At 74.2% G+C, this 6647-nt stretch carries 8 protein-coding genes; 4 read left to right on the forward strand and 4 right to left on the reverse strand.

Annotated elements, in window-relative coordinates; all coding sequences use genetic code 11:
* The first annotated feature begins 53 nt into the window (after positions 1-53).
* From ACIBO1_RS00335 to ACIBO1_RS00350, 4 genes are all read left to right on the forward strand, one after another.
* On the forward strand, positions 54-749 hold the full coding sequence (locus tag ACIBO1_RS00335; RefSeq protein ID WP_396740213.1) for a response regulator transcription factor: 696 nt from the start codon (positions 54-56) through the stop codon (positions 747-749).
* The gene (locus tag ACIBO1_RS00340) at positions 746-2032 is read left to right on the forward strand and encodes a sensor histidine kinase (RefSeq protein ID WP_396740215.1); all 1287 of its coding nucleotides are present in this window, start codon (positions 746-748) and stop codon (positions 2030-2032) included. Before ACIBO1_RS00335 ends, ACIBO1_RS00340 begins: the two co-directional genes overlap by 4 nt.
* 81 nt (positions 2033-2113) lie before the next feature.
* Entirely contained in the window at positions 2114-2668 is a 555-nt protein-coding gene (locus tag ACIBO1_RS00345; protein ID WP_396740217.1) for a PepSY domain-containing protein, read from the forward strand.
* A 136-nt stretch (positions 2669-2804) separates the two neighbouring features.
* On the forward strand, positions 2805-3911 hold the full coding sequence (locus ACIBO1_RS00350) for a beta family protein (protein ID WP_396740218.1): 1107 nt from the start codon (positions 2805-2807) through the stop codon (positions 3909-3911).
* A 3-nt stretch (positions 3912-3914) separates the two neighbouring features.
* On the opposite strand, the gene ACIBO1_RS00355 is transcribed toward ACIBO1_RS00350, so the two are convergent.
* The 4 genes from ACIBO1_RS00355 to ACIBO1_RS00370 form a co-directional block, all read right to left on the reverse strand.
* Complete coding sequence (locus ACIBO1_RS00355; RefSeq protein WP_396740220.1) at positions 3915-4196, reverse strand: adhesin; 282 nt, start codon at positions 4194-4196, stop codon at positions 3915-3917.
* A 326-nt stretch (positions 4197-4522) separates the two neighbouring features.
* A complete protein-coding gene (locus ACIBO1_RS00360) occupies positions 4523-4852 on the reverse strand; it encodes a hypothetical protein (RefSeq protein ID WP_396740221.1) in 330 nt (109 codons plus the stop codon).
* 104 nt (positions 4853-4956) lie between these two features.
* Positions 4957-5394, reverse strand: coding sequence for a nitroreductase family deazaflavin-dependent oxidoreductase (locus ACIBO1_RS00365; RefSeq protein WP_396740223.1), 438 nt, complete (start codon positions 5392-5394; stop codon positions 4957-4959).
* Positions 5395-5456: 62 nt separating this feature from the next.
* A complete protein-coding gene (locus tag ACIBO1_RS00370; protein ID WP_396740225.1) occupies positions 5457-6425 on the reverse strand; it encodes a hypothetical protein in 969 nt (322 codons plus the stop codon).
* Positions 6426-6647: the final 222 nt, after the last annotated feature.

Consider the following 6647-nt stretch of genomic DNA (forward strand, 5'->3'; position numbering starts at 1 on the left):
GGGAGGGTTAACGGACGCCGCCGTCGCGCCCGGGCGGATATACCCTGCCTGCTGTGGCCCGCCTGCTGCTCATCGAGGACGACCTGACCATCCGCACCCCGCTGGTGCGGGCGCTGCGCGAACGGGGACACGCGGTGGCGGCGGCGTCGACCGCGATGGCCGGGCTCCGCGACGCGCTCGACGACCGCCCCGACCTCGTCGTGCTCGACCTCGGGCTGCCCGACCTGGACGGCCGCGAGCTGCTGCGGATGCTGCGCGCGGTCAGCGCGGTGCCGGTCATCGTCGCCACCGCCCGCGACGACGAGACGGAGATCGTCCGGGTCCTCGACGCCGGGGCCGACGACTACGTGGTCAAGCCGTTCACCGCCGCCCAACTCGACGCGCGGGTCCGCGCGGTGCTGCGACGCGGGCCGGGTGGACCGGCCGAGGAGGACCCGACCGTGGTCGTCGGCGGGCTGCGGATCGACCCCCGGGCGCGGCAGGTCAGCCTGGACGGCGCGCCGGTCGAGCTGACGCCGCGCGAGTTCGACCTGCTGCGACACCTGGCCACCCGGGTCGGCGAGGTGGTGACCAAGCGGGAACTGCTCACCGAGGTGTGGCAGATCCCGTACGGCGGGGCGGACAAGACCGTCGACGTGCACCTGTCCTGGCTGCGCCGCAAGCTCGGCGAGAGCGCCCAGCAGCCGCGTTACCTGCACACCGTACGCGGGGTGGGGGTCCGGCTGGTCTCGCCCGAGGCACAGCGATGAGGGCGCGACTGGCACTGCTGGTGGCCGCCGTCAGCGTGCTCATCGTGATCGCCTTCCTGGTGCCGCTGGCGCTGCTGCTGCGGACCTCCGCCGAGGACCGGGCGACCGCACGGGCCACCGCCGACGTGCAGGGTCTCGCCCCGGTGGTCGGCACCGCCGACTCCGAGACCGTCCGGCTGACCGTCGACCAACTCGTCCAGTCCGGCCGGCCGGTCAGCGTCTTCCTCCCCGACGGCGACCAACTCGGCGCACCGGCTCCCCGTACGCCCGCCGTCGAGCTGGCCGCCCGGGGACAGAGCCTGACCGCCGAGACGCCGGAGGGCCGCGAGGTGGTGATCGCGGTCCAGGGCCGTACGGACGGCACCGCGGTCATCCGCACCTTCGTGTCCGACGCCGAGCTGACCCACGGGGTGGACCGGGCCTGGCTGGTGCTCTCCCTGCTCGGACTGCTGCTGGTGCTGATCGGTCTCGCGGTGGCCGACCGGCTGGCCCGCACCCTGGTCCGCCCGATCGGTGAGCTGTCGGCGGTGTCGCACCGGCTGGCCAACGCCGAACTCGACGCGCGCGTCGAGCCGTCCGGGCCGGCCGAGCTGCGCGAGGTGGGCGGTGCCCTCAACCACCTGGCCGGGCGGATCCAGGAACTGCTGGTGCAGGAACGCGAGCAGGTGGCCGACCTGTCCCACCGGTTGCGGACCCCGCTGACCGCGCTGCGGTTGGAGGCCGAGTCGCTGGCCGACCCGCAGGACGCCGCCCGGATCGCCGGTGCGGTGGACGGGCTGGAACGGGCGGTGACCGGCTTGATCCGGCAGGCCCGCTGGCGTACCCCCGCCGACGGCGCGGTGGTCACCGACGCGGTGGCCACGGTGACCGACCGGGTGGCCTTCTGGTCGGTGCTGGCCGAGGACACCGGCCGGGCGGTCGACCTCGACCTGGCACCCGGCCCGCTGCCGGTCGGCGTCCCCGCCGACGAGCTGGCGGCTGCGGTGGACGCGCTGCTCGGCAACGTCTTCGCGCACACCCCGGACGGCACCGCCTTCGCCGTCCGGCTGGTGCCCGACGGCGACCAGGTGGTGCTGACGGTGGCCGACGAGGGCCCCGGCATCGCCGCCGAGTCGGTCCGTCGCGGGGCCAGCCAGGCCGGGTCGACCGGCCTGGGGCTGGACATCGCCCGCCGGGCCGCCCAGGCCAGCGGCGGCCGGCTGGAACTGGGCGAACGTCCCGGCGGCGGGGCCGAGGTCATGCTCCACCTGGGCACGCCGAAGATCTCCAGCGGCCGACCTTAACCCGGCCTTAGTGTTCGGACAGCGCGACGCTATCCCGCCCCGACCGATGCTGTGTGCATCAACCGAGGAGAGGTGGCACCAATGAAGCGCAACCCCCTGATCCTGGCGTCGGTCGGCGGCGCCGCGGCGGTCCTCGCGGCGGCCGGGATCTTCCTGGGCGTCACGGCGGCCGACAACGACCGCGCGCGGCAGACCACGCTGACCGCGGCGACCAGCGCGCCGGAGACGACCACCCCGGCCGCTCCCGACACGGTCACGCCGCCGACCGACCCCGGCACGGTCGCCCCACCGACCGACCCCGGCAGCGTGGCCCCACCGACCGACCCGACCACGGCCACCCCGCCGGCCGGCACCGGCTCGCCGGACGCCACCGACGAGATCAGCCGCGAGCGGGCCGGCGAGATCGCCCTGGCGCACGCGGGCGGCGGCCGGATCACCGAGATCGACCGCGACCGGGAGAACAAGCGCCCGGTCTGGGAGGTCGAGATCGTCAAGGGCGACGTCGAGCACGAGATCGACGTCGACCGGGAGACCGGCCAGGTGCTCAAGGCCGAGCAGGAGCGGTACGACGGCGGCGACGACGACCGCGACGATGACGATGACGACGATGACGATGACGACCGCGACGACGACTGACCGGTCGACAGTGGGCCGGTGACGGCCGTCGACACCCCGGAGCGGCACCTGCCGCCCGGGGTGTCGCGCTGTCGGGGCCCCGCGATGACAGTCGCGGAGCTGACAGAGTTCCGCCGAATTTCCGGCTGCATGCCCTGTGAGCTGGGTAATCACCTGGCTACATTTAATTATGGTGCCCGCCCACTCAGGCTGGGCGACGGAACCGGTCTACCGTCCCGTCCTCCCCGCACGGCGGGGCGAACTGGACGCGCTCGGCCACCTCGACGACGCCCTCGCCCCGCTGATCGCCCCGATCCTGCACGTGTCCGAACTCGACAGATCCGTCGTGGAAGCCGTGAGCCGGCTGCCGCCGGGGCTGATCCCGGCCGTCGACGTGGGCGCCCTGCCCGATCCGGCCGGTGCCGAGCCGCTGCGATGGGGCGTACCGCTGGTGCCGGTGATCGGCCTGACCGACCGTGACCAGCGGCTCGCGGCGCACGGCGTCACCGCGCGGGCGTACTTCGGCCGGGCGGTGGTGCGGCTGCGGATCCGCCTGGACCGGGCCGGACCCGACGCCGCCACCACCGCCGTGGAGCGGATCTGGCGGTACGCGCGGCTGGCCCCCGAGCAGTGTGACCTGGTGCTCGACTGCGGCGACGTGTGCTGTCCGGCGGACGTCCGCACGACCGAGCCCCGGGTACGCCGGGCGCGGGACTGGGCCCGGCGGCACGCCTGGCGCTCGGTCAGCGTGGTGGCGGGCGGGATGCCACCGGCGCTGGCCCGGCTGCCCACCGACGAACCGGTCCGGCTGGACCGCTGGGACTGGCTGCTCTGGCGGCGGCTGGCCGACCTCGGGGTGGGATTCGGCGACTACGGTGTCGCCTCCGCCGCACCCGGCGCGGAGCCGACCGACCGGTTGCCGACGGTCCGGTACACCGACGCCGACGTGTGGTGGCTCTACCGGTGGTCGCGTCGGGGTCGGCGCGGGGAGGATCGGGTCGCCGACCTGTGCCGCGAACTGGTGTCGGCACCGCACTGGCCGTCGACGGGTGCCGGCTTCTCCTGGGGCGACCACGAGATCGTGCGCCGGGCGCGTCGGGTCGCCGGAGCCGGATCGGCAACCAACTGGGTGGCCTGGAGCACCTCGCACCACCTGGCACACGTGCTGGCCACGCTGGGGCGTACCAGCGGTGGTGGAGCGCGGCCCCCGGGCAGCGTCCCGCCCCAGCGGCCCCGGGGCGGGGAGAACCGTCGCGCGGGCTGAGGGCTACTGCTGGTCGGTGAAGCCGAACTGGATCACGCCCTCGTCGTCGACGGTCGCGTCGACCGCGGCGTCACCGAGCAGGTCGGCGGCGTCGGAGTCGAGGAAGATCCGGGCACCCTGGTTGTCCACCACCTGATCACCCTCGACCGGTGCGGCGACCAGCTCGACGGTGAGCGAACCGGCGGTGGTGTCCGCGGCGATGCGTACCCCACCGCCCTCGGCCACGTCCTGCTGGTTGGCGAGGTCACGGATCACCAGGACGGCGTTGTCGGTCATCGTGAGCATGGTGGGACTCCTCGTGGGTTCTCGACTCCCGGTGCCGGAGGCACACTGCCGGCCAGTCCGTGGGCGGACCGGCACTCGGCCCGCACACCGGGTACGGATGTGGCGGCCTTCGAGGTCGACCACGCCCGGCGCGGCTCGCCGGGCAGCGGTCGCCCACCACCGCATCGGGGCAGCTCAAGGCCCCTCCACTGCCCACGGTGCCCGCTGCCGAGGGATCCGTCAAGTAGACGGCGGTCGATCAGTCCGTCAGGTGTGACGGCCCCGGAAACGGGTACCCCACGAGGTTCCCCTGATGTAAGGAAGGGACCCTTCCTATACACCAGGCGTTAGCAGGGGGCCCTTCCTTGCACCTTGGGCGCGGGGACGAGCGCGGCGGGGTCGCCACGTTCGATCAGCGCGGCGATCTCGGAGTCGCGCAGGCCGCGCAGCGCCAGGACGCGGGTGCCCCAGCGGTGCAGCCGGCACGGGTGCGGACTGGCGTCGTTGCGGCAGACCGTGCCCCCGGACCATCTTCGGGGCGCGTGCACCACGACGGCACGGACGGCGAACTGGGCATCCTCGGCGGTCACGTACGGCGGCAGCGGGATCTCCCGCAACGCCGTTCCGGCCGGCTCGCCGGTGGGCGGGGACGGACGGAGGGTACTGCTGCTGCTCATCGGCCTGGCCTCCACACAGGACAGTCGAACCCGGACAGCAGGACGGTACGGTCCGGTGGAGGCGGCCCGACGGACAAACTGCCCGACGACGGGTACGGCTGCCGTCAGACGCGTTCCAGCACCACCACCGGGATGTCCCGGTCGGTCTTGGTCTGGTAGTCGTCGTACGCCGGCCAGATGGCGACCATGTCCGGCCACAGCCGGGCCTTCTCCTCGGGCGTGGCGGTGCGGGCCCGTGCGGTGAACCGCTCGGCCGCGACCTGGACCTGGGCCTCCGGGTCCGCGAGCAGGTTCAGATACCAGGCCGGGTGCTGGGGAGCGCCGCCCTGGGAGGCGACCACCACGTACGCGTCGCCGTGCCGGCCGTAGATCAACGCGGTCCGCCGGAGTGCGCCGCTGCGTCGGCCCCGGGTGGTCAGCAGCAGCGTGAACACGCCCGGCTGCCACTCGTGCCCCTTGGCACCGTCGGTCTCGACGTACCGGTCGATGTGTTCGGCCACCCAGTCGGTGGGGCTGTCCATTACCTTCTCGCCCGAGGTCATCGGTCCTCCTCGATCATGATCGGTCACCGACCACGCTACTGGAGAGCCGGGCCGCCGGCAGGTCAGCGCAGTGCGACGGCCTGCAGACCGACGTTGCCGCAGTGCGGCGTGAACGCCTCCTCCACCGTCCAGGTGAGCAGTACGCGGGTGCCCTGCGGCGCCTGGAAGCGGACCGTCACACCCGAGGAGAGGCTGGTGTGCCGCTCCTCCACGCGCAGCGTCTGGCGTGGCCCGTCGTCGCCCACCCGCACGTCGAGCCGACCCCGGGCCATCCAGACGCCGAGGTAGACGGTGGCGGTGCGCGGCTGACCGTCGGAGACGACGGCGAGCCGGAAGCCGTTGCCGGCACCGCAGGTGTAGACCCCGTCCGCGACGTCCCCGGCCGAGTCCACCGGCGCGCCGTCGCGCCACCGGAACAGCTCCTGGTTGCCGTCCCAGGTGTCCCGGTCACCCCGGCCGCCCAGGTCCCGCAGGTCGGCGGAGCCGTCGCGCTTGCGTACCGGGCTGGTGGCGCCGCCGAGGCCCCAGTGCAGCCAGTCGCGGCGGCCCGCCTCGGTCAGGTCCACGGTCGCCGGGATGTCGGACCGGCTGAGCACGAGCGTCGGTGGCGCGGTCGGCGGGGCGGGGGTGGACACCACCGTGGCGCTCGGCGAGGGACTCGGGCTGCGTTCCCGAGGGCGCAGGCCCGGCACGGCGTCGGCGGTGGCGCTGCCGCTGGGCAGCGCCGGACGCCCGACCACCGCGGGCAGGCCGTCCGGGTCCGGCTGGTCGTCCGGCGTCGGCTCCGACCACCAGCTGACGTAACCGACGAGGGCCAGCAGGCCGGCGAGGGCGGCGACGGCCTCCACCGTGGTACGTCGACGCCGCCGGGCGCGGGCGAGTCGACGGGCGGCGGCCCGGGTCGCCCCCTGGGCCGACGGCGGCGAGGTCGGTGCCGGTGTCGACGAGCGGGCCGATTCCGCACGGCGGCGGCCCGACCGGGTGCGGTGTGACGCCGGATCGACCGACCGCGCGGGCTTCTCCTCCGCCACCGACTCTCCACTTCTGCCGGACCGGACTCGCGCCGGCACGCTCGACCCGGACGCGGGGCCGTCTCACATTCGCATCACACACCCCCGACGCGCTAGTGCGGTGTCCAGGAACGTTGGCGGTGTCGCGGCGAGGTCCAGGCGGCGGTCTGGCAAGGCGGAGTCGGGGGGGGGGGGGGGGGTTGTTTTTTTAGGTCGCGAGACACCCCCGCCCGCGCGGGGTGT

Source organism: Micromonospora sp. NPDC049903 (assembly GCF_044460945.1).
Taxonomy (GTDB): Bacteria; Actinomycetota; Actinomycetes; order Mycobacteriales; family Micromonosporaceae; genus Micromonospora.

Excerpts from the sequence above, each read along its gene's own strand:
- ACIBO1_RS00345 (WP_396740217.1), top strand. The coding sequence starts at position 2,114 with ATGAAGCGCAACCCCCTGATCCTGGCGTCGGTCGGCGGCGCCGCGGCG.
- ACIBO1_RS00365 (WP_396740223.1), bottom strand. The coding sequence starts at position 5,394 with ATGACCTCGGGCGAGAAGGTAATGGACAGCCCCACCGACTGGGTGGCC.
- ACIBO1_RS00360 (WP_396740221.1), bottom strand. The coding sequence starts at position 4,852 with ATGAGCAGCAGCAGTACCCTCCGTCCGTCCCCGCCCACCGGCGAGCCG.
- ACIBO1_RS00340 (WP_396740215.1), top strand. The coding sequence starts at position 746 with ATGAGGGCGCGACTGGCACTGCTGGTGGCCGCCGTCAGCGTGCTCATC.
- ACIBO1_RS00355 (WP_396740220.1), bottom strand. The coding sequence starts at position 4,196 with ATGCTCACGATGACCGACAACGCCGTCCTGGTGATCCGTGACCTCGCC.